Annotated in this window: 23 protein-coding genes; 16 read left to right on the plus strand and 7 right to left on the minus strand. The window is 63.4% G+C overall.

Features of this window, described 5'->3' with window-relative positions:
* Positions 1 to 3 precede the first annotated feature (3 nt).
* From BRAS3843_RS32595 to BRAS3843_RS32620, 6 genes are all read left to right on the plus strand, one after another.
* Entirely contained in the window at positions 4 to 1089 is a 1086-nt protein-coding gene (locus BRAS3843_RS32595) for an ABC transporter ATP-binding protein (RefSeq protein WP_008973479.1), read from the plus strand.
* The gene (locus BRAS3843_RS32600; protein WP_008973480.1) at positions 1089 to 1985 is read left to right on the plus strand and encodes a sugar ABC transporter permease; all 897 of its coding nucleotides are present in this window, start codon (positions 1089 to 1091) and stop codon (positions 1983 to 1985) included. Before BRAS3843_RS32595 ends, BRAS3843_RS32600 begins: the two co-directional genes overlap by 1 nt.
* An 8-nt stretch (positions 1986 to 1993) precedes the next feature.
* Positions 1994 to 2800, plus strand: coding sequence for a carbohydrate ABC transporter permease (locus BRAS3843_RS32605; RefSeq protein ID WP_008973481.1), 807 nt, complete (start codon positions 1994 to 1996; stop codon positions 2798 to 2800).
* A gap of 129 nt (positions 2801 to 2929) precedes the next feature.
* A complete protein-coding gene (locus BRAS3843_RS32610; RefSeq protein WP_008973482.1) occupies positions 2930 to 3259 on the plus strand; it encodes a DUF2160 domain-containing protein in 330 nt (109 codons plus the stop codon).
* A gap of 71 nt (positions 3260 to 3330) precedes the next feature.
* A complete protein-coding gene (locus tag BRAS3843_RS32615; RefSeq protein WP_083841483.1) occupies positions 3331 to 5127 on the plus strand; it encodes an ABC transporter substrate-binding protein in 1797 nt (598 codons plus the stop codon).
* Positions 5128 to 5461: 334 nt separating this feature from the next.
* Entirely contained in the window at positions 5462 to 6175 is a 714-nt protein-coding gene (locus BRAS3843_RS32620) for a hypothetical protein (protein WP_008973484.1), read from the plus strand.
* On the opposite strand, the gene BRAS3843_RS32625 is transcribed toward BRAS3843_RS32620, so the two are convergent.
* A complete protein-coding gene (locus tag BRAS3843_RS32625; protein ID WP_035983561.1) occupies positions 6164 to 6973 on the minus strand; it encodes a tetratricopeptide repeat protein in 810 nt (269 codons plus the stop codon). The two genes, BRAS3843_RS32620 and BRAS3843_RS32625, sit on opposite strands and share 12 nt — an antisense overlap.
* Before the next feature lie 252 nt (positions 6974 to 7225).
* Between BRAS3843_RS32625 and exbB the strand changes: the two genes are divergently transcribed.
* From exbB to BRAS3843_RS32645, 4 genes are all read left to right on the plus strand, one after another.
* Entirely contained in the window at positions 7226 to 7984 is a 759-nt protein-coding gene (exbB, locus tag BRAS3843_RS32630) for a tonB-system energizer ExbB (RefSeq protein WP_008973486.1), read from the plus strand.
* Positions 7985 to 7988: 4 nt separating this feature from the next.
* A complete protein-coding gene (gene exbD / locus BRAS3843_RS32635) occupies positions 7989 to 8414 on the plus strand; it encodes a TonB system transport protein ExbD (protein ID WP_008973487.1) in 426 nt (141 codons plus the stop codon).
* Complete coding sequence (locus BRAS3843_RS32640) at positions 8411 to 9331, plus strand: TonB family protein (protein ID WP_008973488.1); 921 nt, start codon at positions 8411 to 8413, stop codon at positions 9329 to 9331. Before exbD ends, BRAS3843_RS32640 begins: the two co-directional genes overlap by 4 nt.
* Positions 9332 to 9524: 193 nt before the next feature.
* Complete coding sequence (locus BRAS3843_RS32645; RefSeq protein WP_008973489.1) at positions 9525 to 11903, plus strand: TonB-dependent receptor; 2379 nt, start codon at positions 9525 to 9527, stop codon at positions 11901 to 11903.
* 229 nt (positions 11904 to 12132) lie between these two features.
* Here the strand turns inward: BRAS3843_RS32645 and BRAS3843_RS32650 are convergent, their stop codons facing one another.
* Together BRAS3843_RS32650 and BRAS3843_RS32655 are read right to left on the minus strand one after the other, a co-directional pair.
* On the minus strand, positions 12133 to 13224 hold the full coding sequence (locus tag BRAS3843_RS32650) for an alkene reductase (protein WP_008973490.1): 1092 nt from the start codon (positions 13222 to 13224) through the stop codon (positions 12133 to 12135).
* A gap of 124 nt (positions 13225 to 13348) precedes the next feature.
* Positions 13349 to 13852, minus strand: coding sequence for a DUF1993 domain-containing protein (locus BRAS3843_RS32655; protein ID WP_008973491.1), 504 nt, complete (start codon positions 13850 to 13852; stop codon positions 13349 to 13351).
* 338 nt (positions 13853 to 14190) lie between these two features.
* Here BRAS3843_RS32655 and BRAS3843_RS32660 point away from each other — a divergent pair, with 338 nt between their 5' ends.
* The 5 genes from BRAS3843_RS32660 (at position 14191) to BRAS3843_RS41060 (ending at position 19111) form a co-directional block, all read left to right on the plus strand.
* A complete protein-coding gene (locus BRAS3843_RS32660) occupies positions 14191 to 15213 on the plus strand; it encodes an ABC transporter substrate-binding protein (RefSeq protein ID WP_008973493.1) in 1023 nt (340 codons plus the stop codon).
* Between the two features lie 64 nt (positions 15214 to 15277).
* The gene (locus BRAS3843_RS32665; protein WP_008973494.1) at positions 15278 to 16747 is read left to right on the plus strand and encodes a sugar ABC transporter ATP-binding protein; all 1470 of its coding nucleotides are present in this window, start codon (positions 15278 to 15280) and stop codon (positions 16745 to 16747) included.
* A gap of 4 nt (positions 16748 to 16751) precedes the next feature.
* The gene (locus tag BRAS3843_RS32670; RefSeq protein ID WP_008973495.1) at positions 16752 to 17735 is read left to right on the plus strand and encodes an ABC transporter permease; all 984 of its coding nucleotides are present in this window, start codon (positions 16752 to 16754) and stop codon (positions 17733 to 17735) included.
* The gene (locus tag BRAS3843_RS32675; RefSeq protein WP_008973496.1) at positions 17732 to 18682 is read left to right on the plus strand and encodes an ABC transporter permease; all 951 of its coding nucleotides are present in this window, start codon (positions 17732 to 17734) and stop codon (positions 18680 to 18682) included. Before BRAS3843_RS32670 ends, BRAS3843_RS32675 begins: the two co-directional genes overlap by 4 nt.
* A gap of 192 nt (positions 18683 to 18874) precedes the next feature.
* Positions 18875 to 19111: a hypothetical protein gene (locus BRAS3843_RS41060; protein ID WP_139025046.1), complete on the plus strand. Its 237-nt coding sequence runs from the start codon at positions 18875 to 18877 to the stop codon at positions 19109 to 19111.
* Between the two features lie 137 nt (positions 19112 to 19248).
* Here the strand turns inward: BRAS3843_RS41060 and BRAS3843_RS32680 are convergent, their stop codons facing one another.
* The 3 genes from BRAS3843_RS32680 to BRAS3843_RS32690 all read right to left on the minus strand — a co-directional run bounded on the left by BRAS3843_RS32680 (position 19249) and on the right by BRAS3843_RS32690 (position 22324).
* On the minus strand, positions 19249 to 20586 hold the full coding sequence (locus tag BRAS3843_RS32680; protein WP_008973498.1) for a TAXI family TRAP transporter solute-binding subunit: 1338 nt from the start codon (positions 20584 to 20586) through the stop codon (positions 19249 to 19251).
* Positions 20587 to 20664: 78 nt separating this feature from the next.
* Positions 20665 to 21810: an HlyD family secretion protein gene (locus BRAS3843_RS32685; protein WP_008973499.1), complete on the minus strand. Its 1146-nt coding sequence runs from the start codon at positions 21808 to 21810 to the stop codon at positions 20665 to 20667.
* Between the two features lie 37 nt (positions 21811 to 21847).
* On the minus strand, positions 21848 to 22324 hold the full coding sequence (locus tag BRAS3843_RS32690; protein ID WP_008973500.1) for a DUF3302 domain-containing protein: 477 nt from the start codon (positions 22322 to 22324) through the stop codon (positions 21848 to 21850).
* A 326-nt stretch (positions 22325 to 22650) separates the two neighbouring features.
* Here BRAS3843_RS32690 and BRAS3843_RS32695 point away from each other — a divergent pair, with 326 nt between their 5' ends.
* A complete protein-coding gene (locus BRAS3843_RS32695; RefSeq protein ID WP_244425532.1) occupies positions 22651 to 23055 on the plus strand; it encodes a hypothetical protein in 405 nt (134 codons plus the stop codon).
* Between the two features lie 286 nt (positions 23056 to 23341).
* On the opposite strand, the gene BRAS3843_RS32700 is transcribed toward BRAS3843_RS32695, so the two are convergent.
* Positions 23342 to 24112 (minus strand): outer membrane beta-barrel protein, encoded by a 771-nt coding sequence (locus BRAS3843_RS32700; protein ID WP_008973502.1) that lies wholly within the window; start codon positions 24110 to 24112, stop codon positions 23342 to 23344.
* Positions 24113 to 24152 lie beyond the last annotated feature (40 nt).

The following is a 24152-nucleotide window of genomic DNA, read 5'->3' on the forward strand; positions in this document are numbered from 1 at the left end:
CGCATGGCCCGCATTGACCTCGTCGATCTCGCTCATTCCTACGGTGGCAACGGCACCGACGTCGAAAGCTATGCGCTGAAGCCGGTGACGATGACCTGGCGGCAGGGCGGCGCCTATGCGCTGCTTGGCCCTTCCGGCTGTGGCAAGACCACGCTGCTCAATCTGATCTCCGGCATCCTCACGCCATCGCGTGGCAAGATCCTGTTCGACGGCCAGGACATCACCCATCTCACCACGCAAAAGCGCAACATCGCGCAGGTGTTCCAGTTTCCGGTGATCTACGACACCATGACGGTCGGGCAGAACCTTGCCTTTCCGCTGAAGAACCGCGGCGTGCCGCGGTCCGAGATCGACAAGCGCGTCGCCGAGATCGCACGGCTGTTGGACCTGACCCAGGACCTCGACCGCAAGGCGACGCGGCTTACCGCGGATGCCAAGCAGAAGATCTCGCTGGGGCGCGGCCTGGTCCGCTCCGATGTGGCGGCGGTGCTGTTCGACGAGCCGCTGACGGTGATCGATCCCGAGCTGAAATGGCAGCTGCGCTCGAAATTGAAGGCGCTGCATCGCGAGCTCGACCTCACCATGATCTATGTCACCCATGACCAGACCGAGGCGCTGACCTTCGCCGACACCGTCGTGGTGATGCATGACGGGCGGGTGGTGCAGAGCGGCGCGCCGGCCGACCTGTTCGAGAAGCCCGCGCATACTTTCGTGGGCTATTTCATCGGCTCGCCCGGCATGAACATCATGGCTGCCGAGGTCAGGGGACGCGAAGCGCGCATCGACGGCCATACGCTGAGCCTGTCGCGCAGCTATGACGCGCTGCCGTCGGGAGCCAGGATCGAGATCGGTGTGCGTCCCGAATTCGTCGACGTCGCCGAGCCCGGGCCCGGGCTGCTCGCCGCCAATGTCGAACGGATCGATGATCTCGGCCGCATCCGCTTTGCGCGGGTGCGGGTCGGGGACGTGAAATTCGCTGCGCGCGTGCCGGCCGGCTTCGCGCCCTCGGGATCGTCCGTGGGGCTGAAGTTCGACCCGTCGCACGTCCATGTCTATGCCGACAGCCATCTGGTCGAGGGAGCCGCCTGATGGAGAAGACCATCAACAACAAGGCCTGGTTCCTGGTGCTGCCGGTGTTTCTGCTGGTGGCGTTCTCCGCCATCATCCCGCTGATGACGGTGGTGAACTATTCGCTGCAGGACACCTTCGGCAACAACCAGTTCTTCTGGAACGGCGTCGGCTGGTTCAAGGAGCTGCTCGATCCATCGACCGATCTCGGCGGCCGCTTCCTGGCCTCGCTGTGGCGCAACCTGATCTTCTCCGCGGTGATTCTGGCAATCGAGGTGCCGCTCGGCATCGTGGTGGCGCTGTCGATGCCGCGCTCGGGCTGGACGGTCGCGCTGTGCCTCGTGGTGCTGGCCCTGCCGCTCTTGATCCCGTGGAACGTCGTCGGCACCATCTGGCAGATCTTCGGACGCCCGGACATTGGCCTGCTCGGGTACGTGCTGAATCGGATCGGCATCGACTACAATTACGTCTCCAATGAGTTCGACGCCTGGATGACCGTCATCGTGATGGATGTCTGGCACTGGACCAGCCTGGTGGCGCTGCTCTGCTATGCCGGCCTGAAGTCGATACCGGATGCCTATTATCAGGCGGCCCAGATCGACGGCGCCTCGCGCTGGGCGGTGTTCACCGCGATCCAGCTGCCGAAGATGCACCGGGTGCTGCTGATCGCCGTGCTGCTCCGCTTCATGGACAGCTTCATGATCTACACCGAGCCGTTCGTGGTCACCGGCGGCGGGCCCGGCAATTCCACCACATTCATCTCGATCGAACTGGTCAAGATCGCGCTCGGTCAGTTCGACCTCGGCAAGGCCGCGGCGCTGTCGCTGGTCTACAACCTGATCATCCTGATCGTCTGCTGGGTGTTCTACACCATCATGACCAATGCCGGCGCCGAGCGCCGGCCGGCGAAGAAGTGAGGCGCGCGATGCATTCGATCCCGGGCCGCCGCATCATCATGACGGTCTTTCTGGTCTTCCTGCTGTTGCCGATCTACTGGCTCGTCAACATGAGCTTCAAGACCAACACCGAAATCGTCTCGACCATGACCTTGTGGCCGCACCAGCCGACGGCCGCGAACTACATGCGCATCTTCACCGATGAGAGCTGGTATTCCGGCTATATCAATTCGCTGAAATACGTTATCATCAACACCGTGATCTCGATTGCGGTGGCGCTGCCGGCGGCCTACGCTTTCGCGCGCTACCGTTTCCTCGGCGACAAGCATCTGTTCTTCTGGCTGCTGTCGAACCGCATGGCTCCGGCCGCGGTCTACGCGCTGCCGTTCTTCAACCTGTATTCGGCGATCGGGCTGTTCGATACGCCCTGGGCGGTGGCGCTGGCGCACTGCATCTTCAACGTGCCGCTGGCGGTCTGGATCCTCGAAGGCTTCGTCTCCTCGGTGCCGCGCGAGATCGACGAAACCGCCTTCCTCGACGGCTATTCCTTCCCGCGCTTCTTCATCAAGATCCTGGTGCCGCTGATCGCAAGCGGTATCGGTGTCGCCGCGTTCTTCTGCTTCATGTTCTCCTGGGTCGAATTGTTGCTCGCGCGGACGCTCACGGCGACGGAGGCCAAGCCGATCTCGGCCATCATGACCCGCACGGTCTCGGCCGCCGGCATGGATTGGGGTCTGCTTGCGGCCGCCGGGGTGCTCACCATCATCCCCGGCGCGCTCGTGATCTGGTTCGTCCGCAACTACATCGCGCGCGGCTTCGCGCTGGGACGGGTGTGATGATGAGGCAAACGGACAGCCGCGGACTCGGTGCGCTCCCTCCCCCGCAAGGGGGAGGGGGGCGCACCGCCCTCGAAGTGACGGATCGCGCATCATCCATCATCTCGCGCGCGTGGAGGCACTGAAACCATGGACAGCATTGCATGGATGGCCTGGACGCTGCCGACCGCGATTTTCTTCGTCGCGCTTGCCTGCACGCTGGCCGTGATGACGTGGCTTGCTGCGGCCTATCCGGAAGCCGAGCGCATCGGGATCCTGCGTATCCCGACCACGCGCGGTGACCGCCTGTTCATTTCGCTGATTTTAGCTGCCGTCATCCACCTAGCGTGGATTGGCCTGATTGGCACCGACACTATTACGACCTTGCCGATCGGCGAGGAAGGATTCGATATTTCGAGCCTGTGGCTCGCAACCGTGGTTTCGCTTGTCTCAGCCGTTGTGATCTTTCGCACCGTCTGAGCAACGAAAACGAGCAGATCCGGGGGGAACCCGGGCCTGAGAAAAGTCTGTCGCTGCAACGGAGGAACACCATGCGACATCTGCCGGTAAGGAAGGGGCCTGCGACGAGGGCAAGGGCCTTTATGATGACGAGTGCGTTCGCACTGATGGCAGTATCTGCCACGGTCAGCGCGCCGGCGTTCGCCGACGAGGCGGCCGCCAAGAAATGGATCGATTCCGAATTCCAGCCGTCCACGCTCTCCAAGGACGACCAGATGAAGGAGATGGATTGGTTCATCAAGGCCGCTCAGCCCTACAAGGGCATGGAGATCAACATCGTCTCCGAAACCCTGACGGTCCATGAATATGAATCCAAGACGCTGGCCAAGGCGTTCGAGGAGATCACCGGCATCAAGGTCAAGCACGACATCATCCAGGAAGGTGACGTCGTCGAGAAGATCCAGACCCAGATGCAGTCCGGCAAGAACGTCTATGACGGCTGGATCAACGATTCCGACTTCATCGGCACCCATTTCCGTTACGGCCAGGCGGTCGACCTGACGGACTGGATGGCGAAGGATGCCAAGGACGTCACCGATCCCTATCTCGACGTCGACGATTTCATCGGCAAGTCGTTCACGACCGCGCCGAACGGCCATCTCTATCAGCTGCCGGACCAGCAGTTCGCCAACCTCTATTGGTTCCGCTACGACTGGTTCACCAACCCCGACTACAAGGCCAAGTTCAAGGCCAAGTATGGCTACGAGCTCGGCGTGCCCGTGAACTGGTCGGCCTATGAGGACATCGCTGATTTCTTCACCAACGACATCAAGGAGATCAACGGCGTCAAGGTCTATGGCCACATGGACTATGGCAAGAAGGATCCCTCGCTCGGCTGGCGTTTCACCGACGCCTGGCTGTCGATGGCCGGCAACGGCGACAAGGGTATCCCGAACGGCCTGCCGGTCGACGAATGGGGCATCCGCATGGAAGGCTGCCGTCCGGTCGGCTCGTCGGTCGAGCGCGGCGGTGACGTCAACGGTCCGGCGGCGGTCTACTCGATCGTCAAATATCTCGACTGGCTGAAGAAGTATGCTCCGCCGCAGGCACAGGGCATGACCTTCTCCGAGTCGGGTCCGGTGCCGTCGCAGGGCAACATTGCCCAGCAGATCTTCTGGTACACCGCCTTCACCGCCGACATGGTGAAGCCGGGCCTTGCGGTCATGAACGCCGACGGCACGCCGAAGTGGCGCATGGCTCCCTCGCCGCATGGCTCGTACTGGAAGGACGGCATGAAGCTCGGCTACCAGGACGTCGGTTCGCTGACGCTTCTGAAGTCGACCCCGGTCGATCGCCGCAAGGCGGCCTGGCTGTATCAGCAGTTCATCGTTTCCAAGACGGTGAGCTTGAAGAAGAGCCACGTCGGTCTCACCTTCATCCGTGAATCCGACATCTGGGACAAGTCGTTCACCGAGCGTGCGCCGAAGCTCGGCGGCCTGATCGAGTTCTACCGCTCGCCCGCGCGCGTGCAGTGGACCCCGACCGGCAACAACGTGCCTGACTATCCGAAGCTCGCGCAGCTGTGGTGGCAGAACATCGGCGATGCGGCCTCGGGCGCGAAGACACCGCAACAGGCGATGGACTCGCTCGCGGCGGCCCAGGACTCGGTGCTGGAGCGTCTGGAGAAGTCCAAGGTGCAGGGCGACTGCGGTCCGAAGCTCAACAAGAAGGAAACCGCCGAGTACTGGTTCAACAAGTCGGCGAAGGACGGCAACATCGCGCCACAGCGCAAGCTTGCCAACGAGAAGCCGAAGGGCGAGACCATCGACTACGACACGCTGATCAAGTCGTGGCCGGCGTCGCCCCCGAAGCGTGCGGAAGCGAAGTGAGCCACAACGATCGTCGTCGCCCGGCTTGACCGGGCGACCCAGTACGCCACAGCGGTCGTGGTGACCGCTGACGTCCCGGAACACTGGATGCCCCGCCTGCGCGGGGCATGACGGCGGAGTAAAAAACGAAAGGCCGGGAGCGATCCCGGCCTTTTGCATTTTGGCTCTGGTTGATTAACCTGAGGCTGTTTCAATTCCTCATCCAGAGGAGCTTGCGTCAGCGAGCGTCTCGAAGGTGAGGCCGAGCAAGCAACCCCACGGGCCTCATCATGGTTCGACACGGCGCATGTGCGCCTCACCATGCGGAACCAAGACCGGAGCACGCGAGTCCACGATGCGCATGACCTTCCGTTGCGATCCCGCGCTGGAGCCGCATCTGCCGCGGCCGGTGCCGGCGCGCGCGATGCTGCCGGACTGGCTGCGGCGGATGCCGGCGTCGGCGCATTCCAACCTGCATGGCCGCGACATCCGCACCGTCAAGCAGTGTCCGCCTTTCGTCGACGCGATGGCGCATGGCGTGATGATCCTCTTGCCTTGCGACGTCGAAGTCGAGCGCGGCGCCTTCTCGTGGGATTGGGACATCCCGGCGCCCGCGACCGAGGGCCATCCTCGCGCGCCGCTGAGCTTTCATGTCGCCGCGCAATTTGCCGGCGCTCCGTTCGCGCAAGGCGAGCAGGCCGCGATCAAGTTCAACAGTTTCTGGACCATCGAATGTCCTAACGGTTGGTCGCTATTTGCGACCCATCCGGTCAATCGCGACGATCTGCCGTTTCGCACGGTGACCGGCCTCGTCGATGCGGATCGTTTCCATGACGGCGGCATCAATTTCCCGGCACTGTGGACGGCGCCCGATTTTTGCGGGACGGTGCCGAAGGGGACGCCGGTGGCGCAATGTTTTCCGGTGCCGCGCGAGACGCTGGAGCTTGTGTTCGAGCCGTTCGATGCGGCGCATGAGACCGCTTATTCCAAGACGGTCGCCGAGGTGCTGGCCGCGCCGAACGTCTATCGCAAACAGTTTCGCGCCCGGCGCGGCCGGCTAACGCGTTAAGGCAAGCCGCAGCGCGGCTTCGTCGAGCCAGAGCCGGCCGTGCGAGGCGGAGGTCAGTGCCATCGCGATCGATCCTAACATCTCGGGCCGCAGCCGGTAGGCTTCGCTGTAGGACTGCATCGCCGCCTCCGGATCGCCGCTCTCCTGCAGCGCGATGCCGAGGTTGAGCGCAGCCTCGGCATGGTCGGGCTTGAGCGCGAGCGCCTTCCTGTAGGCCGCCACTGCTGCGATGTGATCGCGCTGATCCTGTCGCACCAGGCCGAGGTCGAACCAGGCCGACGCGGGGGCGTCAGCCGATGTTGCTCGCTCCAGATAAGAGGCCGCGCCGGCGAGATCGCCATCCTCGAACGCGAGCCGGCCAAGCCGCGCGGCGGCCTCGCCAGAATCAGGAACGGCCTTGAGGATCGCCTGCCAGGTCTCGCGAGCCGGAGCCCGATGCCCGGCCTGGTCGAGAATGCGCGCCTTCTCCACCAACGTATCGCGCTGCGGCGCCAGCGCCAGCGCGCGGTCGACATGGCCGAGCGCAGCGGCAAAATCCTTGCCCGCGCGGGCGATGCGCGCCGCGAGCAGCTGCGCGGCGGCGTTGTCGGGGCGCCTGGCCAGGCTTGCCGCGATATGGACGCGGGCGGTGGCCACGTCGTGACGCGAGAACAGCACCGCGGCCAGCAGATGGCTCAGCATCGGCTCGCCGGGGCTGCGCTTCAGCTCCTGCTCGCAGAGCCGGCGCGCCTCATCGATGCGTCCGGCATTGAAGCTGGCTGCGGCGCGGCGCACGGTGTCCTCAGGCGTCGATGTCATCAGGCGACGTTATCGCGTTCCGTCGCGCAACGGAATTGCTCGGACGCCATCGGTCGTGCAGCCCCGTGATGACGTTTGTCCCGGCCGTTTCGGGAATTTTTCCCGGCGTCCCTTGGATATTTTCTGCCGACGATCGCCTTGAAGTGGGCGGCAACCGGACGCACTCTCATACCCGCAAAACGACAAAACAACAGCGCGAGCCCGCCGGAGTCCCGCTTCCGCGTCGACATGGCATCGCCTGGGGAGGACAACATGGTGCAACCGCAGCTCGATACGCTGCCCGCGGCGCTGTCGCCCTGGAGCATGTTCGTGCAGGCCGATGTCGTCGTGAAGGCGGTCATGATCGGACTGGCGCTGGCGTCGGTTGCGACATGGACCGTGCTGGTGGTCAAGCTGATCCAGCTGCGCAGCGTGCGCGGTGACGCGCGGCGCGCGCTGTCGATCGTCATGGCGGCGCGCTCGCTGATGGATGCCATCCGCCAGCTCGGCGAGCAGAACAGCGTCACCGGCCGTCTTCTTAGCGTTGCCGATGATGAGATCGAGAAGTCGCGCGGCCTGCCGGCCGACGGCATCAAGGAGCGCGTCAGCTGGCAGTTCGAGCGGATCGAGGCGGCGGCCGTGCAGCGCATCGGGCGCGGCATCGGCCTCCTCGCCACGGTCGGTGCTGTCGCGCCCTTCGTCGGGCTGTTCGGCACCGTCTGGGGCATCATGAACAGCTTTATCGGCATCTCCCAGGCCCATACGACCAACCTCGCGGTGGTGGCGCCGGGCATCGCGGAGGCGCTGCTCGCCACCGCGTTCGGCCTTGCCGCCGCGATTCCCGCCGTCGTGATCTACAATGTCTTCGCCCGCGCCACCGGCACCTATCGCGCGGTGCTGGCGGATTCCTCGGTCGCGATCATGCGCTTGCTGAGCCGCGATCTCGACCGCGCGGCGATGCCGATCGAGACCAGGCGCACCTTGCGCGCCGCGGATGCGCCGACGCTGTCGATCGCCGACAGCGCGGAGTAGGGCCATGGCGATCCGGCTTGCCAAGCGCGACGATGAGTTCGCGGAGACGCATGAGATCAACGTGACGCCGTTCATCGACGTCATGCTGGTGCTGCTGATCATCTTCATGGTGGCAGCGCCGCTTGCGACGGTCGATATTCCCGTCAACCTGCCCTCGGCCTCGGTCGAGCCTGCGCCACGCCCCGACAAGCCGATCTTCGTCACCTTCAAGGCCGACCACTCGCTCGCGGTCGACGACAATACGGCCGCTCGCGACGACCTTCCCGCCGCGCTTGATGCCGCGACCGGCGGCGATCGCAGCCAGCGGGTGCTGCTGCGGGCCGATCAGGCGCTGTCCTATGGCGAGGTGATGGATGTGATGAACCTGCTGCGCAACGCGGGTTATACGAAGGTTGCGCTCGTTGCCTTGGAAAACCGGAGCACGCCGTGAGCGTACTGACGCTCGATCCGTTCGATCGGGAGCAGGGCCGCGACGCTGCGCTGTGGACGGTGGCTGCACTCGTCGTCGCTGCGCTTCATGTCGGAATCGCCGTGGCCTACTTGCTGCTTCGGCCAGCGCCGGAGGGACGTGCGGAGGCGCCTGCCATCGACGTCGCGTTCATGCCGGCGGTCGCCCCGCCGGCGCCGGCCGCGCCGGAGGCCCTGCCGGCCACGCCGATACCGCCGGTCGAACAGTCGATGCTCGAGCCGCCGCGGGACGAGCCGGCCCCAGCTGAGCCGGCGGCCACGCCGGAGGCCGTCACCGCGCCAACGCCACTGCAGCCCCAGCCGGAGAAGGTCGAGCCGCAGCCTGAGCCGCCGATCGCGCTGACCACGCCGGAGCCGCCGCGCGCGGATGATGCGATTGTCGCGCCGCCTCCATCTCCGCCACCCAAGCCGGTCGAAGCCAAGCCGGAGACTCACAAGCCCGTGCCGGCCCACGAGCAGGTGCGGCGCAAGGAGGACGAGGCGCGCGAGAAAACGGCGCACAGGGTGGCGCCACCGAAGCCCGCGGCTGCGGCGAGCCGGCCGATGCGGATGGCTTCGGCGCCCAATCCCGGCGCGGAGAGCGAAGGCGCGCGGGCAGGGCAGGCCTCCTGGAATCGCGAAGTGGAGGCGCGACTGGCCCGGGCAGCGGCTTATCCCGCAGATGGCGGCGGAGCGAGCGGGACGGCGATGGTCAGCGTCGCGATCGATCGTAACGGCAGGTTGCGGTCGCACCGGCTCGCGCGCAGCTCGGGGGCACAAGCTCTGGATCGCGCGGCCATGTCCATCGTCGAGCGCGCCCAGCCTTATCCGCCGTTTCCGCCTGCGATGACCCAAAGCCAGGTGACCCTGAACGTTCCGCTGCATCTGCGGCCGCGCTGAGCGCGGCCGGAACGCGCAAACAACACCCCGGGAAAATCTCCTGCTCGCATTGAGAATAATGCTTGTTGCGGCCGCCCGGTCGGCTCACTCACAATGTCGCCCTGTGTATCGTTTCGTTCGACCGAGGGCGGGCCGGCCGGTTGTTGCGACCGACAGTCAGGGACAAAAAGAGGTCGAAGCGATGGGGGACGTCTTGACCAAGTTCAAAGCGCTGAAGCGCGCGCTGCTCTTGACCTGTGCGATGCTGCCGGGGGCCGCATTTGCGCAGGAGACCTTGCACACCATTGAAGTGGTCGGCGTTGCGCCGGTGCCGGGGGGAGGAGAGATCGACAAGGAAAAGATCCCGTCCAACGTCCAGACCATCGACGCGGCCGCGCTCGATCATTCCAGGGCGCCGACGCTATTGGACGGCATGGTGCAGTCCTTGCCGGGCGTCTCGCTGAGCGACCAGACCGGCAACGCGTTCCAGCGCAATCTCGATTACCGCGGCTTCACCGCCTCGCCGGTGCCGGGCACCCCGCAGGGCATCGCCGTGTATCAGAACGGCACCCGCATCAACGAAGCCTTCGGCGACGTCGTCAACTGGGACCTGCTCCCTGAAGTCGCGATCGCACGCATGACCTTGATGCCGAACAATCCGCTGTTCGGCCTCAACGCGACCGGCGGCGCGCTGTCGATCGAGATGAAGAACGGCTTCACCTATCACGGCACCGAGGCGCAGCTGTCCGGCGGCTCGTTCGGGCGTATCTCGGGCAGCGCGCAATCGGGCTATCAGGACGGAAATTTCTCGGCCTATGTCGCTGCCGACAGCACCTATGACCGCGGCTGGCGCGATTATTCGTCGTCCTCGCAGGTCCGTCGCATGTATGTCGATCTCGGCGCGCGCGGCGATCAGACCGAATTCCACGTCTCCTTCACCGGGGCCGACAACAAGCTCGGCGGGGTCGTCGCCACGCCGATCGAGATGCTGAACCAGCGCTGGTCCAGCGTCTACACCTGGCCGCAGACCACGCATCTGCAGCTCGCTTTTCTGCAGGCCAATGCGAAGTGGACGCCGACGGACACCTTGACCGTGCAGGCGAACGGCTATTTCCGTGCCTATCGCGCATTCCATTTCGACGGCAACGGCACCGATGCCCAGGCCTGCGACGCAGGTGGCGCACTCGACGGACAGCTCTGCATCGGGGACGGCGCCACCCCGATCAATCAGAACATGGCCGTTCTCAATACGCTGGCGGCCAATTCTGCGCTGGGCGAGATCGACCGCAACTGGACCCGCTCGAACAGCTATGGCGGCTCGCTGCAGGCGACATCGACCAATCAGCTGTTCGATCATGACAATCATTTCGTCGTCGGTACCAGCCTCGATCACGGCCGGTCGAATTTCCAGGCCAATTCCGAGCTCGGCACGATCGATCAGAACTTCTTCGTGACCGGCACGGGGATCACCATCGATCAGCCTTTGGCCGACCTCACGCCCGTCAACCTCACCGCCAAGAACACCTATCTCGGCTTCTACGCGACCGACACCTTCGATATCACCTCACAACTGTCGTTCACCGCCGGCGGTCGCTTCAACTGGGCCCAGATCAATCTGCAGGACGAGACCGGCCTCAATGCGCTATTGACCAGCAAGAACAATTTCCAGCGCTTCAATCCGGTGGTCGGGTTGACCTACAAGGTCACGCCCAACATGACCGCCTATGCCGGCTATTCCGAAGCCAACCGCGCGCCGACGCCACTCGAGCTCGGATGTTCCGATCCCGTCCGTCCCTGTCAGGTCGACAACTTCCTGATCGCCGATCCGCCGCTGAAGCAGGTGGTGTCGCACACGATCGAGGGCGGCCTGCGCGGCGAGTGGTCGGGCGGCGCAGCTTCAGTCGAGCCGCTGCCGCGCAAGGCGCCGGCGAAGGCGGCGGACAATGGTTGGCGGCTGCGCTGGGGAGTCAGCCTGTTCCGCACCGAGAACAGCGACGACATCATCAACATCGCAAGCCTCGTGGTTCCGAACCACGGCTACTTCCAGAATGCCGGCACCACCCTGCGCCAGGGCGTCGAGGCCAAGGTCGATCTGTCCTGGGATCGCTGGACCGCTTACGCCAACTACACCTTCGTCGACGCGACGTTCCGGAGCACGTTCAACGTCAACGATCCCAATCTGCAGACGACAGTCACCGTCACGCCCGGCAATCACATCCCGCTGGTCCCGGCGCATCGCCTGAAGCTCGGTGCGGAATATGCTGTCACCGATACCTGGAAGCTCGGCGCCGACATCAACTATGTCGGCAGCCAGTATCTGCTGCGCGACGATTCCAATGTTTATCCCAAGGTGCCGGCCTATTGGGTCGTGAACCTGCATACTTCCTACCAGGTGACGAAGAACGTCGAAGTGTTCGGGTTGGTGCAGAACCTGTTCAACAATCACTATTACTCGGCGGGCACCGTCTTCAATCCGGCCGGGTTCAACAACTCGACCCCGGGCGGGGCGAACCTGATGACCTTCAACGACCCCCGCAGCATGCTGCCCGGTGCGCCGCTCGCAGTCTATGCCGGCATCAAGGCGACGTTCTGAGTGCGCGCGATGTCATCGCGCCTCGGGTGAAAGATCGTGAGCGCAATGGCAAGAAAAGCCGGGAGCGATCCCGGCCTTTATTGTGGAGCCGCCATTCATTGTGGTCTGTCATTCCGGGGCGATGCGTAGCATCGAGCCCGGAATCCATAACCACCGCTGCGGAGTATGGATTCCGGGCTCGCCGCTGTCGCGGCGCCCCCGGAATGACTCTGTGAGAGGGGAGGCGCGACTATTCCGCCGCCTCCTTCAGCGTCGGATAATCGACATAGCCCTTGGCGCTGCCGCCATAGAAGGTGTTCTTGTCAAAATCGTTGAGCGGCGCCCCTCGCTTCAGCCGCTCGACCAGATCGGGGTTGGAGATGAACAGCTTGCCGAACGCGATCAGGTCGGCCGCATCGGCGTCCAGCACCTTGTTGGCGAGCGCGAGGTCATAGCCGTTATTGGCCATGTAGGCGCCTTTGAAGCGCTTGCGCAGCGAGGCGTAGTCGAACGGCGCGATGTCGCGCGGACCACCGGTCGCCCCCTCGATGACGTGGAGATAGACCAGGTTCAGCGCGTTGAGCTGGTCGACGATGTAATCGAACAGCGGTTGCGGATTGGAATCGGAGACGTCGTTGGCAGGTGTCACCGGCGAGATGCGGATGCCCGTCTTCTCAGGCCCGATTGCGTCCGCCACGACCTTGGAGACTTCCAGCATCAGCCTGGCGCGGTTCTCGATCGAGCCGCCATAGGCGTCGGTGCGCTTGTTGGTGCCATCCTTGGCGAACTGGTCGAGCAGATAGCCGTTGGCGCCATGGATTTCGACGCCGTCGAAACCGGCCTCGATCGCATTCAGCGCCGCCTGCTTGTAGCTCTCGATGATCCCTGGAATTTCCGACAATTCGAGCGCGCGCGGCGCGGAGACGTCGGTGAAGGCGCCGCCAACGAAGGTCTTGGTCTTGGCTTGGATCGCCGAGGGCGCGACCGGCGCGCCGCCGTTCGGCTGCAGCGAGACATGCGAGATGCGGCCGACGTGCCAGAGCTGGATGAAGATGCGGCCGCCATTGGCATGCACGCGGTCGGTGACCTTGCGCCAGCCTTCGACCTGCGCCTTGGAATAGATGCCGGGGGTGTCCTGGTATCCCTGGCCCTGCTGCGAGATCTGGCTGGCTTCGGTGATCAGGAGGCCGGCGGAGGCGCGTTGGCCATAATATTCGGCGGCCAGTGGACCCGGCACCATGCCGTCGACGGCGCGGTTGCGGGTCAAGGGCGCCATCACCGCGCGGTTTGCCAACGTGATCGGGCCAAGCTTGAAAGGCTCAAACAATTTCGACGTGCTCATGTGATCTTTCCGGATGATGGTCTGTGAAGGACAATTGTGCGCTGCCGCGAAAGTCGCAATCGGGGCAGCCATTCGCACTGCGCAGAGGAGGGCCGCGATCGGCAGGCGCGGCCGGCTGCATCGGTCAGGCCATGCCCAGGAAGTCCCGCTTGCCGATCTCGATGCCATTGTGGCGCAGGATCCCGTGCGCGATCGCGGCATGGAAATAAAAATTTGGAAACGAGATGCGGTTGACGAAGTCCTGGCCCTTCAGTGTCGTGGTCGCGTTCGGCCCGCTTGGGAAGATGACGTCCTTGGTGTCACCACCCTCGAATTGGGCCGGCTTGAAGGTCTTCAGATAATCGATGGTCTTTGTCAGGCGCTGCTGCAGCTCCGCGAAGCTGGTTTCGGTGTCCGGGGTGCTCGGGACGCCGCTATGGGAGAGCCGTGCGCAGCCCTTGGCGGCGAAATCGCAGGCGAGCTGGATCTGCTTGGTGAACGGCAGCATGTCCGGGTAGAGCCGCGCGTTCAGCAGCACCCCCGGCTGGATTTTCCTGGCCTCGCAATGGGCTTCGGCCTTGGCAAGCAGGCCAGTGAGGCTGGTGAGGATCTGGAGATAGGCGGGAACGGTCGAATCGTAAAAGGACATGTGATGCTCTCGTGAAAGGGAGACGTCGCAACGATGCGCGCCTCCGAGATGGGGTGGCACCCAAGATAATGCAACTGCATCTTTCTCTGATTTTGCGGCCCGACGCGCGATTCCCAGCGTCGCCCGCAGGGTGACCAGAACGACTTGCCCGCGGAGCACGTGTGACATCATCGCATGATCGGTCGACATGCGAGGCCAGCGGCTCGCGCTGTGACACCGATATGCACGGCACATGTCAGCTTGTCGAACCGCCAGCGCGGCGATATCGTCCGGCGCACTCCTACCAGAAAAACCAAGGTCCGCAGTCTGAAGTGCGGCCAATGAGGGAGAGGAAACTCATGACGTCCGGCATCCGGATTCTGGCTGTTTGCGCTATCGGTAGCGCAATGTTCGCGGGCTCGGCGTTCGCCGACACCAGCGGAAAGAAGATTGCGTTCTCAAACAACTATGCCGGCAATTCCTGGCGCCAGGCGATGCTCAAGAGCTATGACATCGTCACCAAGAAGGCAGTCGCCGACAAGGTCGTCGCCTCGGCCGATGTCTTCACCACCGCCGACAAGGACGTGCCGACCCAGGCGGCGCAGATTCAAAATCTCATCCTGCAGGGATATGACGCGATCGTCATCAATGCGTCTTCGCCGGATGCCCTGAACGGCGCCGTCAAGCAGGCCTGCGATGCCGGCATCGTGGTCGTATCGTTCGACGGCATCGTCACCGAACCTTGCGCCTACCGGGTCGTCGTCGATTTCAAGGCGATGGGGACGCAGGAAGTCACGGAGATGGCCAAGTTCCAGCCCAAGGGCGGCAACCTGCTCGAAATCCGCGGCCTTGCGGGGACCTCGATCGACGACGCCATTCACGCCGGCATCCTCGAGGGGGTTAAGGCGCATCCGGAGTTCAAGATCGTGAGCTCGGTGACCGGCGACTGGGATCAGACCACGGCCCAGAAGGCCGTCGCCACGGTGCTGCCTTCGCTGCCTGACGTTATCGGCGTGGTCGATCAGGGCGGCGACGGCTATGGAGCGGCCCAGGCCTTCGCAGCCGCCGGCAAGCCGCGCCCCACCATCATCATGGGCAACCGGCAGGACGAATTGCAGTGGTGGAAGGAGCAGAAGGCCAAGGACGGCTACAAGACCTGGTCCGCCTCGATCGCGCCCGGCGTCTCGACCTTGGCGTTCTGGGTCGCTCAGCAGGTGCTGGACGGTAACAAGACCATCCCCCACGATCTGCTGGTGCCTTATCTTGCTTTCACGCAGGACAATTTCGAGACCGAATTGCCCAACATCCCGAACGGCGGTGTCGCGAGCCACGAATACACGCAAGCGGAAGCCATCGCGGCGATCAAAGCCAATATGAAATGACGGCTGAAGGAGCGCGCGATTCGCGAAGCGCAAGGGAGCAAGGGCCAAGGGTGGCAGGGGTGGAATGACTGTCACGAGTCCGAAGCTCGTTAAGCTGGACGGCATCGAAAAGCATTTCGGTGCCGTCCGTGCGCTCGGTGGTGTCGATCTCGCGGTCGGGCAGGGCGAATGCCTCGGGTTAGTCGGCCATAATGGCGCGGGCAAATCGACCCTGATGCATGTCCTCGCGGGCACGGCATCGGCCGATCGTGGATCTCTGACGATCTTGGGCGAGGCGCCGGCCGGCTACTCGCCTGGTATCGCCAAGAAGCTCGGGGTGCGCTGTGTCTTTCAGGAGCTCTCGCTCTGTCCCAACCTGACGGTCGCCGAGAACACCCGCGTCTTTCATCCCTCGCTCACCGGGTTCAACTGGCGGGCTAAGGCGGGTCGGCTGATCCTCGAAAAGCTCGACGCCATTTTCCCGGGTCACGGAATCAGCGCATCCGATCTGGTTCAGGATCTCGCCATCGGGCGTCGCCAGATGGTCGAGGTCGCGCGCGCCTTCACCGCGACGGATGAGCCGGTGCGGCTGATCATCCTCGATGAGCCGACGTCTTCGCTCGATGCCCACACCGCCCGCCAGCTGCTCGGCTTCATGCGTCGCGCCGTCGCCGATGGCATAAGCTTCATCTTCATTTCGCATCTCCTGGGCGAGGTGCTCGAGCATTGCGATCGCATTGTGGTGATGCGCGATGGCAGGACGGTCGCCGACGCTGATGCTACGACGTTCGATCGCGACAGGCTGGTCGCGGCCATGGGCGACGTCGAGGTTCACGCGCGCGAGACTCGCGCGAACAAGGGCCGAGCGCGCGGGCAATCGCCGCTTCGCGTCCGTGCCCGCCCCAGGCGACAGAGCGGCATCGGCGAGCTCGTCGCGCATGAGGGCGAGATCATCGGCCTTGCCGGGCTTGCCGGCCATGGCCAGACCGAGCTCCTGCTCGCGATATTTTCGGCTGCGATGCGCGCTGATGCGCGTGCGGAGGTCACGGCCAGCGTGGCCCTGGTCGCGGGCGACCGTCAGGCTGACGGCGTATTCCCGCTGTGGTCGATTGCCGAAAATATCGGGGTGCGTTCGCTGCCCAGCCTGCGCCAGGGCCTCTTGATCTCGCCGCGACGCGAAGATGCGCTGGCCAATCTCTGGCGCGACAAGATCAGGATCCGCACGCCCGACGTTCACCACAACATTCTCTCGCTGTCCGGCGGCAATCAGCAGAAGGCATTGTTCGCCCGCGCACTTGGTTCGGACGCCCGCATCGTGCTGATGGACGATCCGATGCGCGGCGTCGACGTCGGCACCAAGCTCGAAGTCTACGATCTGATCCGCGAAGAGGCGGACGCTGGCCGGACCTTTCTCTGGTACACGACCGAAACCGATGAATTGAAGCAATGCGACCATGTCTATGTCTTCCGCAACGGCGCGATCGTTGCGGACCTGACCAGCGACGAGGTGACCGAGCAGAAGGTCATCCAGTCCTCCTTCGCGGAGGCGAGCTGAGCTCATGAGCGCAAGTGGCGTGGCTGCGAAAGAGGTTTCGCGCGTGCTCGGCCGTGGCAGCACGCCACGACTGTTGCGGGCCCTGCTGCCCGCGCTGTCGCTCGCGCTGGTGCTCTTGGCGATCAGCTATCTCAATCCGCGTGCGATCAGTTATTTCGGCTTCACGCTGATGCTCAACCTTGCGGTTCCGATTGCGCTCGCGACCATCGCGCAGATGTTCGTCATTGCCGGCAACGATCTGGACCTGTCGATCGGCGCCTTCGTCGGCTTTGTCGGCTGCGTCACCGCGACCTGGCTGCGCGAGACGCCTCTGCTGGGAACTCTCGTGCTGCTTGGCTGCATCGCGACTTACGCAGGTCTCGGCGCGCTGATCTATCTGCGCAATCTGCCCTCGATCGTGGTGACGCTCGGCATGAGCTTCGTCTGGCAGGGGCTTGCCATCCTGCTGCTGCCGAAGCCCGGTGGCAAGGCGCCCGGCTGGCTGCTGGCCACCATGAGCTTCAAGCCGCCTCTGATTCCGTTTCCGATACTGGCCGCGGCTGTCATCGCCGCGCTCGCTTATGTCGGGCTGATGCGGACATCCTACGGTGCCATCCTGCGCGGCTCCGGCGGCAACGCGGTCGCGATCGGCCGCGCCGGCTGGTCGCTCTTGAAGGCGAAGATGGTCTTGTTCGCATGCACCGGCGTGTTCGGCGTCCTGTCGGGGCTGGCGCTGATCGGCATCACCACCTCGGCTGATGCGAATATCGGCAACGGCTATACGCTGCTGTCGATCGCCGGGGTCATTCTCGGCGGCGGAGAGTTCGTCGGCGGCCGGGTCTCACCGATCGGCGCTGTGATCGGCGCGTTGACTTTGGCGCTTGCCGCGTCCCCGTTGCTGACCTTCATGCATATCCCGCCGGACTGGCAGGTCGCCGCCAACGGCGCCACCCTGATCGTCGTGCTGGCCGCTCGCGTCCTGATCAGCCGCAAGGAGGCGGAGCGATGAAGGGCACGCTTGGCAGAGCTTTCGCCACACCCTGGATCTGGTCGTTTGTCGGTGCGCTCGCGGTCTGGCTGGCGGCGGTCTTCTTCACCGGCGGCTATGGCGCTGGAGGCATGCTGACCGCGGCGCTCTCGCTTGCCGTGTTCACGGTCGTCGTCGGCGTCGGCCAGATGTTCGTGATCACGCTGGGCCCGGGCAATGTCGATTTGTCGCTGCCGGCCAATATCGGGTTGGCCAGCGCGGTGGCGATGACGGTGATGGCCGGCGACGACGGTCGCATCCTGCTGGGGCTCGCTGCGGCGCTCGCGTGTGGCCTCGCGATCGGAGCGGCCAACTACCTGCTGATCTGGGCCTTGCGGATACCGCCGATCATCGCGACGCTCTCGGCGAGCTTCGTCATTCAGTCGATCGACATCAGCTATGGTCGCGGGCTGCAGATCAAGCCGCCGCCCGGCTTTGCTGATTTCACCAACATCCAGGTCCTTGGAATTCCGATCCTGGCCGTTCTCACCGTGTTGTTCACCGTCGGCGCCGGGCTTGCGCTGCAACGTACCATCTTCGGCCGCTCCGTCCTTGCGATCGGACAGAACATGCGGGCCGCGCGGCTGGCCGGTATCCGGGTCAATCGGGTGCGCTTTGCCACCTATGCCTTGTCAGGGACGCTGGGCGGCATCGACGGCGCGCTGCTGGCCGGCTACTTCCGCGGCGCCAATGTCGATATCGGCAACGAATATCTCTTGGCCTCGATCGCGGTGGTCGTGATCGGCGGCACGTCCGTCGCGGGCGGCAAGGCCAACGTTCCCGGGCTCTGGGGCGCGGCGCTGTTCCTGGTGCTGCTGCTGACGATGCTCAATACCTTCGGCGTCAGCGCCGGCGTCCGTCTCGTGCTGACCGGGCTGATCATCGTGGCAGTCATCACCGCGGCCGGCGGCGCTGAAGCGGCACGGTGAGCGTTACCTAGGACTGACAGCCCGTAGGATGGGTAGAGCGAAGCGAAACCCATCGCCAACGGCCGGTCGCATCGACGGTGATGGGTTTCGCCTGCGGCTCAACTACGCGCTCACATCAATCAGAGTCTTGCCGATTTTGACACAGAGCAAAAATTGCTTGACTGTCGATCCGAGCAACGGGGGTCCGTACACATGAGATATCCTGATGGCACCGAGGCACATATCGGCGATCGTGTAGAGCTATGGGATGGAAACATCGGAGTTGTGGTTTTCTCTATTGATACGGACGAGTATTCGGAAGCCTATCCCAAAGATCAGTGGAAGGAATTTCTTGGGTCGGGAGTAATGATCTTATCAGAAAAGGCTGGTCTAATTCACTATAAGGAGCCCGAGACGACAATGCGTTTACTCTCGCGCAAACAGAGCTGATGGGCCAGCGTTCGTGGGAGGCTTGCGCAGAAGCCTGTAGGATGGGTTGAGCGAAGCGATACCCATCAATGATGGTTGCGAAGATGATGGGTTTCGCGAAGGGCTCAACCCATCCTACGCGCTGCTACGCTCTCTGTTCAGCTTCCACTCGATCTTGGCGCGGCTAGCGCCGCTCTGCGATCATGTATCAGATTCTCCAGGCGATGGGCCGCGACGTTCAAGGTCGCTGCATCGAGAGTGTCTTCATCTTGGTCCGGTCGGGTGCGCTGCGCCCGCAGCGTCTCGTCGATCTCGGTCTCGATCTCCAGCAATTCCGCTTCGGTCTCGGCGTGCCTTATTCTTCGCCCGAGCGCATAGAGTGAATCGAGTGCCGGCGTCTTCTTCGGATCGCCCGATCGGAGGAACTGCCAGGCCGCAGCGAGGACCGTGGCAAGCGCGCCAAGCGCCATGGGCGCCAGAAAGATGGCGTTGCTCCATTTGTCCAGGAAGGTCTGCTGAGTGCCGTTATAGAACTCCGCGGCGCCCGGATGAACGGGAAGAAAGGCGCCCGGGTCGGTATCCGGTGCCTTGAACTGCGCGAGGATCGGCAATTCGGCCGAAAGATCCCTGCGCGCGCTGGTGATGGCTTGCGTGAAGCCGGCAATCATATCGTTATCGAGGCTCTTCTTGCCAACCAGGTAGAAGGAGACCTGCAGCGTGGTGACATCGTCGTCGGGAACGGGAGGCGACCCGCGCAAGGTACCCTTCGGGATGTCGAAGCTCTCGTAGGCGCGCTCCTTCTCGGCAATTGCCCCCGCATTCTCGATCGGGATCAGGACCGGCGCAGTCTTCGCGTTCTGTGGGAAGAGACCTCGCACCAGCGACAAATATTTGTCGCTCAGCGGCATGACCAGCAGCAGGGCGCGGATCTCCTTGGTCTCGAGCGCTCGGCGGACCTGGTCGGGCGCTATGGTCTTGAATGCGACATTGGCGCGCTCGAGGTCATAGGCCTTCGTCAACACGCTGACGATCTTCTGATTGGTGTCGCCTCCAACCACCCCCACCGTCATGCGCTTCAAGTCGGCCATATCCGTCACCGGCGATCCCGGCGGTGCAATAAGCAGCGCCACGGCCTGGGCGAGGACGACGATCGCTTGCGCCTGAGAGAGGTCGCCGACATCTCCGCGGACGACGGCAAGGTCCGTCCTGCCGGACGAAAACGCCTCCGCTGATTCAATCGGGCCGGTGGTCTCGACCACCTTCAGCCGGACATGCGCGTTGTTGGCGGCAAGCCTGCTCGCGAGCGCAGATACGATCTTGGGGGCGTCACCGTCGAATGACCCGACCGCGATCGACAAGGTCACCGGCCGGACGTACCAGCGGTATGCGAACAGGCTTGCGCCCCCGGCCAGCAGTGCCAGCACAAATACGATGAGAATGCGCAGCCAGATCGGCAGCCTCACACCATCAAGCCGAATTTTCGACAGGTCATCCATGGCGCCCAGGCAGATTCCCGCAAGTTTTCAAGCTCGGCCGACTGCTCGATGTTGATACCAGAACAGCGGAGCCGCTGTCTAAATGCTTTCGAAGAAGACGTAGTTCTGCCAGCTGCGCATGCGCAAAAGAATCTTCCGCAGCAGCGACAATTCGTGAAAATGCTCGGTGTAGATGGCCGCTTCGCCTGCCGAACCGAGCGGCACCTGGTAACCGGAAATATCGTCGACGAGATCGAGAACGGCCAGAGCGCGGTCGCCGGGCAGGGGACCTCCGACATTCACGAGCGTTCCCGTGCTTTGAAGCTGACCGGCGGCGACCGCATCGATCACGAGGCGCACCTTGGCCTTGAACACGCGGCCCGGTATGCCCTTGAACAGAACTTCGGCCTCATCGCCGGCGCGAACGCGCTGCAAGGCGTTTTGTTGGAATGCCGCTGCCAAGGCTCGGTCACTTTGGCTGTCGTTGACGAAAATCATGGCTGGACGGAAGGGAGCCGGGACCACATACACGCCCGGCCGCAGCGCCAGCTCGGTGACAAAGCCGCCGGTCGGCGCGCGAACAACGGTCTGGTCCAGATCGTATTGAGCGTCGGCAAGCTCGTTGCGCAAGCGGACGATGACCGAGTGTTCACCGTCGACCGTGGCGCCATAGGCTTGCCGGGCATGATCTTCCACCGCAGCGGCTTCGGCTGTCGCCTGCTTTGCGGCATCCAGATTGCGCGTTGCGGTGTCGAGCGCGGCCTGCGCAACGACGTTCTTTTGGAATAGCGTCGACTGGCGGTCGTAGTTCTCCTGGGCAAGCTGTAGCTCCGCCCTGGCTTTGCCGGCCGTCGCCGCGGCCTGATCGACCGACGCCTTGAGCTGCGCGACATTGGCCTCCGCGTCCGCCAGCCCGGCGCGTTTTTCCTCGACCGCATATTGGTAAGGCTTGGGATCGATCTTGAAGAGAACGTCTCCGGCTTCAAGGTGCTGGTTGGTACGATCCTCGACCGGCACCTCGACCACCCGGCCTCGAACGGACGGCAATATCGGCGTAACAGTAAAGTAGATGCGCGCGTTGGTCGAAAATGGATGATTGTAGGCCATCGTGATGAACAGCAGCGAAAGGCCGAAGATGCCGCCGAGCGCCGCCGTCGCCAACGTCCATTGATTCACCGGGATTCGGAAAAGCTTGAATGTGGCATAGCAGAATGCGACATAGGTCAATGTCAGCAATATTTCCATTCGCAACCTCCCGTCCCGGGCATGGAGCGTGCATCAACTATCGCCGCACACTTCGGCTCTCTGCGGTTGCTATTTCTGGCGCTTGAGCGCCGTCAGCAACAACCGAAACCGATGATCCCGCGGGCTCGATCGCAGGCCGAGGTGGCCCTTTGCTCGACCGGGCTATTCGATCGTCGCTCTCGAGCCTGGCCTCGATCCCCGCCATGCGACGCCTGAGCTCTTCCAGCTCGGCCACTGCCTGCTGCGGCGAAGCCGGCTCGCCCGGCTTGTGACCGAAACCCCAGCCTCGATCCGGCCGATACATCATCGCCCAAATCCAGAGAAACGGCCACAGCAAGTGCAGCATGAACAGGCTGATCCAGCCGGCGGCGTGGATGGCGTCCTGATGTGGATGATGACGTGCATGCGCAATCCGGGCCGGAATGTCGTGGATCGCGATGATTCCGTACACCAGCACGATCACGACGAAGAACAACAAGCCCAGTGCGAAATAATTGAGGAATGGATCTTCCATCGGCATTCCCACATTTGGTCCGACGCGCCGTCGCAAACCTTGATGAACGCCACCTTCGTTGCTGACCTGAGCAACGCCTGCCAGGTTCGCAAGCCTTTTCCGGAACCGCTCAGCCTCGTTGATTTAGATCAAGACTCACAAAGGCCGACGCGCCTGTAACCGGGGCGGGCAGGGTTCCCTCATGGAGTGGGCTCATGGAATCCATAGCGAAAGCTGCTATCGCGACTTCTGCGGCTGTGTGCGCGACGCTGTTCTCCTTCAACTGGTCTGAGCAACGCGGAGCCTCATTGTCGGTCGAAAGCGCTCAGGCAAGGATTGGTCGCCCGTTGACACCCTTGAGTGGTGCTGGCGTAGCGCGTCGCCAATATCGACGCGGCGCGTGGGGCTACGGCGGCTATGGTTTGGCAGGCGCCGCCGCGGTCGGTACGGCTGCGGCAGTTGCGAGTTCGAATTACTACAACACGGATTACTATGGTGGTGATTCCTATGCAACGGGCTGGGGTTATCCCGGCAACTATTACGGCAATTACAGCTACCCCGGCGGCTATTACGGCGGCTACGCCAACCGCAGCTATGTCACCGGACGTCCAACATTGGTCCCGCGCTACTACGGCGGCAGTTATGCCGCGGCCGGCTACCCCGTTGGCTATGGCGGCGTTTACGCCAACCGCAGCTACGTCACCGGACGGCCGACGCTGATTCCGCGATACTATGGCGGCTGGGGCTGGTGAACGAGCGCTTTGCATTCGGACGTGGTCAGCTCCCGCGCGGGTGACCGGACCTGGTACGCCTACAGCGGATGTGATGAGGACAAGACGCGCAAAGGGCGTTGGCCGTGGTCCCGGAGGCGCAATACCCACAACGCCGTTGCACACCTTTGCGGACCGTGCTTCAGGCATCCTTAAAAAAATGGAGGCGGCTCTTGGGCCGCCTCCTGTCGTTTCATCGCGCTGATGTTCTATCCGCCGAAGTTTGCTTAGCTGATCCGCAGACGAGAGCGAGTCCTGGGGGCAGCCACTAATAGCGTGCCGTGACTGGGGCGGCGAAACCGCCGAAGCGATAGTTCAAGCGTAGAGTGATCATGTCGACGTCCTGGCTGAGGCGGTCGCCCAGGACAGTGACCCCGCCGGGCGTGACCACACCTGCGAAGGTGGCGTTGTCATGTCCCATCCAGAGATGATCGTATTCCACGCCGAAGGACCAGTTCGGTGCGAAGCCATACTCCCAGCCGACACCGAGAGCTCCGCCCCAGCGCGTGTGACCTGCCGAGGCCAAGCCGACCCCGGTGACGTTGTTGAATATATCAAAGCGATTGTGAGTGACGGCCGCGCCTCCCTTCACGTAGAACAGCGATGCGTTCCACGCCCAACCGAGTTGACCCGTGAAGAGACCGATGCCATCGGTTTTTCCGGTGGTTGAAATGAACGGATCGATCAGGCTCACGCGCGTATTCTTGATATCGGCCCAATCGCCCTGTGCCTCCAATCCGAACACGAACTGATTGGTCTGCCAGCGATAGCCGATCTGTCCGCCGACAAGGCCCCCAGAGCGATCAGCGCAACCACCGGCCACCGTTCCTGCGAGCGTGACGAAATCCACGCAACCGTGGCTTTGACCCCATCCGCCGTTGGCACCGATGTAGAAGCCGCTCCAATTGTAGATCGCCACCATGGGGGCCGGCGGCGGTGCCTTGACAGCCATATCGGCGGCCGACGCAGGAGCAGCCAAGCCCAAGGCGGCCAAGCTCAAGCCGGCGATGCTGCCACCAGCTATCAGGAGTTTCCTCATGTGATTTTCTCCGTATCCAAGCTTATTTGTAGACTGACAA

It is taken from the genome of Bradyrhizobium sp. STM 3843 (genome assembly GCF_000239815.1).
Lineage (GTDB): Bacteria > Pseudomonadota > Alphaproteobacteria > Rhizobiales > Xanthobacteraceae > Bradyrhizobium.

Coding starts and splice junctions, on each gene's coding strand:
- BRAS3843_RS32595 (WP_008973479.1), top strand. CDS start 4: ATGGCCCGCATTGACCTCGTCGATCTCGCTCATTCCTACGGTGGCAAC.
- BRAS3843_RS32600 (WP_008973480.1), top strand. CDS start 1,089: ATGGAGAAGACCATCAACAACAAGGCCTGGTTCCTGGTGCTGCCGGTG.
- BRAS3843_RS32605 (WP_008973481.1), top strand. CDS start 1,994: ATGCATTCGATCCCGGGCCGCCGCATCATCATGACGGTCTTTCTGGTC.
- BRAS3843_RS32610 (WP_008973482.1), top strand. CDS start 2,930: ATGGACAGCATTGCATGGATGGCCTGGACGCTGCCGACCGCGATTTTC.
- BRAS3843_RS32615 (WP_083841483.1), top strand. CDS start 3,331: ATGCGACATCTGCCGGTAAGGAAGGGGCCTGCGACGAGGGCAAGGGCC.
- BRAS3843_RS32620 (WP_008973484.1), top strand. CDS start 5,462: ATGCGCATGACCTTCCGTTGCGATCCCGCGCTGGAGCCGCATCTGCCG.
- BRAS3843_RS32625 (WP_035983561.1), bottom strand. CDS start 6,973: ATGACATCGACGCCTGAGGACACCGTGCGCCGCGCCGCAGCCAGCTTC.
- exbB (WP_008973486.1), top strand. CDS start 7,226: ATGGTGCAACCGCAGCTCGATACGCTGCCCGCGGCGCTGTCGCCCTGG.
- exbD (WP_008973487.1), top strand. CDS start 7,989: ATGGCGATCCGGCTTGCCAAGCGCGACGATGAGTTCGCGGAGACGCAT.
- BRAS3843_RS32650 (WP_008973490.1), bottom strand. CDS start 13,224: ATGAGCACGTCGAAATTGTTTGAGCCTTTCAAGCTTGGCCCGATCACG.
- BRAS3843_RS32655 (WP_008973491.1), bottom strand. CDS start 13,852: ATGTCCTTTTACGATTCGACCGTTCCCGCCTATCTCCAGATCCTCACC.
- BRAS3843_RS32660 (WP_008973493.1), top strand. CDS start 14,191: ATGACGTCCGGCATCCGGATTCTGGCTGTTTGCGCTATCGGTAGCGCA.
- BRAS3843_RS32665 (WP_008973494.1), top strand. CDS start 15,278: ATGACTGTCACGAGTCCGAAGCTCGTTAAGCTGGACGGCATCGAAAAG.
- BRAS3843_RS32670 (WP_008973495.1), top strand. CDS start 16,752: ATGAGCGCAAGTGGCGTGGCTGCGAAAGAGGTTTCGCGCGTGCTCGGC.
- BRAS3843_RS32675 (WP_008973496.1), top strand. CDS start 17,732: ATGAAGGGCACGCTTGGCAGAGCTTTCGCCACACCCTGGATCTGGTCG.
- BRAS3843_RS41060 (WP_139025046.1), top strand. CDS start 18,875: ATGAGATATCCTGATGGCACCGAGGCACATATCGGCGATCGTGTAGAG.
- BRAS3843_RS32680 (WP_008973498.1), bottom strand. CDS start 20,586: ATGGATGACCTGTCGAAAATTCGGCTTGATGGTGTGAGGCTGCCGATC.
- BRAS3843_RS32685 (WP_008973499.1), bottom strand. CDS start 21,810: ATGGAAATATTGCTGACATTGACCTATGTCGCATTCTGCTATGCCACA.
- BRAS3843_RS32690 (WP_008973500.1), bottom strand. CDS start 22,324: ATGGAAGATCCATTCCTCAATTATTTCGCACTGGGCTTGTTGTTCTTC.
- BRAS3843_RS32700 (WP_008973502.1), bottom strand. CDS start 24,112: ATGAGGAAACTCCTGATAGCTGGTGGCAGCATCGCCGGCTTGAGCTTG.